This window comes from Streptomyces boluensis, from assembly GCF_009908195.1.
Classification (GTDB): Bacteria; Actinomycetota; Actinomycetes; order Streptomycetales; family Streptomycetaceae; genus Streptomyces; species Streptomyces boluensis.
Genome location: NZ_JAAAHS010000623.1, coordinates 1 through 2,535 on the forward strand (window position 1 = coordinate 1; position 2,535 = coordinate 2,535).

Sequence of the window (2,535 nt, forward strand, 5' to 3'; positions counted from 1 at the left end):
CCGCCCGCCCCGGCCCCGGCAGGCCGAGGGCGACGACACCAACGGCCGTGGCCTCGCCCTCGTCGACGGCCTCGCGGACCGCTGGGGCTGGCAGTCGGACGGTGGGGGCAAGCGGATCTGGTGCGAGGTGGACCGCTGCGTACCGGCGCCGAAGTCCGCGGCCGAGCCGGTCGACACCTCGGGTGCGCGGCACGTCGGGGCGGCACAGGTCATCGCGTACCCCGTGTAGGGAATCCGGGAATCCCGTACGGGTCGGGGGTGGCGGCGCGCTCATGTCACCCCGAGCGCGACATCGCGCGCCGCCGGTGGAACACGACACGCACTCGCCGAGGTGCCTGCCCCTCGGCCAAGCTCTCGACGTCCCCTCACGGCGGATCGCTGCCACAAGCGTGATCAAACGGACACGTGCCGTCAACACCCGCAGTGGTGGATTGTGCGGGAGCACAATCCGGCCACCGCGCAGGGGCGGTCCCGGGGGTGACTCCCGAGCGGCCTCGGGTGCCCCAGGGGCCCCAACTCCCGTCTACAGCACGGCGATCGGCGCCACCGGAGTGCCCGTGGCGCCGACGAACGGCTCCGGCATCGCGGACAGCAGGAACGCATACCGGCCCTCTTGTGCACAGGCTGTGGACAACTCTTCGAGCAGCCAGTTCTGCCCCTGCGGCATGCCCATCTCGACCAGGTCGAGGGCGTGCACCGGCAGCCACAGGTTCTCTATCTCCGGCGGGAAGATCTCGAAGGTCAGCGTGTCATTGGCGACCGCCGCCACGTCGCGCGCGTGGAACCACTCCGGCGTCCGCACCGAGAGGCCCGGCGACGGATAGCCGTACCCGTGCTTGTCGCCCGCGAGATACACCTGCACCTGCCCGGTCCGTACGAGCACGATGTCGCCGGAGCGCACCTTCGTACCCGCGAACTCCTCGGCCTCGTCCAGGTCTTCGGGGGTCACCGCGTGATCGGCGGGCAGCCGGTCGAGGCCCTTGGCGGCGGCCACGTCGAGCAACACGCCGCGCGAGACGACGTGCCGCATCGTCGCGATGCCGCTGAACTCGGCGCCGCGGTGCGCGGTGACGGTGCTCGCGGGGCGGCCGTTGTAGAAGCGGCCCGAGTGTGAGACGTGCGTGAGGGCGTCCCAGTGGGTGGCGGACTGCAGGCCCATGGTGACCGCGTCGTCGTTGCAGGCGACCGTGCCGGGCCCGAATATCTCCTGGTTGATCTGCACCATCGTGTGGAACGGGTTGATCCGCCCGGGGATAAGGCCGCTCTGCACGCCGTCCTCCTTCAACGGCAGGGCGAGCGGCACGCGGTGGCCGGTGCGGACCTCGCCGGTGGCGGCCCGTACGACCTCGTCGGTGATGAGGTTGAGGGTGCCGATCTCGTCGTCGGATCCCCAACGGCCCCAGTTGTTCACGCGCTTGGCGATGTCGTGGAACTCCGGGGGGAGTGCGGAGGGTTGCGCCGAGGGCTGTGGCGAAGGCGATGTCATCCGGGGCTCCTGAGGGCTTGTGTTCCCGTATCTGACTACCCGTAGAATCTAACGGTCCGTCAGAAACCGCGGGAAGGGGCCGGACGTGGGGAACTTCTTGGCAGGCAAGGTCGTCGCCGTCACCGGGGCAGGGCGCGGCATCGGCAGGGCCGTCGCACTCGCCGCCGCCGCCGAGGGTGCGCGGGTCGTCGTCAACGACTACGGCGTGTCCATCGAGGGTGGTGAACCCGCAAGTGAGGTCGCCGAGTCGGTGGTGAAGGAGATCGTCGCGGCGGGCGGTGAGGCCGTCGCCGTGGCCGACGACATCGCCACGATGGAGGGCGGCCAGCGCATCGTCGACACCGCGCTCGCTGAGTTCGGGCGCATCGACGGGGTGGTGTGCGTCGCCGGCATCCTGCGCGAACGGATGCTGTTCAACATGTCCGAGGAGGAGTGGGACCCTGTCGTCGCCACCCACCTCAAGGGCACCTTCACCGTGTTCCGCGCCGCGTCGGCGGTCATGCGGAAGCAGGGCGGCGGCACCCTCATCGGCTTCACCTCCGGCAACCACCAGGGGTCCGTGGCGCAGGCCAACTACTCGGCGGCCAAGGGCGGAATCATCTCGCTGGTACGCAGCGCGGCGCTCGGCCTGCACAAGTACGGGGTGACGGCGAACGCGGTGGCGCCGGTCGCCCGTACGCGGATGTCGGCCAACGTGCCGATGGAGCTCAAGGAGATCGGCGAGCCGGAGGACGTGGCGGCGCTCGTCGTCTACCTGCTCAGCGAGCGGGCCCGCGAGGAGCAGATCACGGGGCAGGTGTACACGATCGCCGGGCCGAAGATCGCTGTGTGGGCGCAGCCGCGGGAGCTTCGGGCGGGGTATGCGGAGGGTCCGTGGACGCCGGAGCGGATCGCGGATTTCCTGCCGGGGACGGTGGGGACGGACCCGATGCCGATGCTGGAGCAGCTTCGGGCGATGGCGGAGGCGGCGGCGAAGAAGGAACGTCCGAACGCTTAGTTCTTCCCCTCCCCGCCCCTTCCCGAATTTGTCCTGCCGGACGGGCCTCCTC

At 70.4% G+C, this 2,535-nt stretch carries 3 protein-coding genes; 2 read left to right on the forward strand and 1 reads right to left on the reverse strand.

Annotated elements, in window-relative coordinates:
• Window positions 1-229, forward strand: a 229-nt coding sequence (locus GUY60_RS36720; protein WP_161705838.1) for an ATP-binding protein, incomplete at its 5' end; no start/stop codon positions are given.
• 294 nt (window positions 230-523) lie between these two features.
• Here the strand turns inward: GUY60_RS36720 and GUY60_RS36725 are convergent.
• On the reverse strand, window positions 524-1,486 hold the full coding sequence (locus tag GUY60_RS36725; RefSeq protein WP_161705839.1) for a cyclase family protein: 963 nt from the start codon (window positions 1,484-1,486) through the stop codon (window positions 524-526).
• An 85-nt stretch (window positions 1,487-1,571) separates the two neighbouring features.
• On the opposite strand from GUY60_RS36725, the gene GUY60_RS36730 reads away from it, so the two are divergent.
• Window positions 1,572-2,483, forward strand: coding sequence for an SDR family NAD(P)-dependent oxidoreductase (locus GUY60_RS36730; RefSeq protein WP_161705840.1), 912 nt, complete (start codon window positions 1,572-1,574; stop codon window positions 2,481-2,483).
• The last annotated feature ends 52 nt before the right edge of the window (window positions 2,484-2,535 follow it).

Excerpts from the sequence above, each read along its gene's own strand:
- GUY60_RS36725 (WP_161705839.1), bottom strand. The coding sequence starts at position 1,486 with ATGACATCGCCTTCGCCACAGCCCTCGGCGCAACCCTCCGCACTCCCC.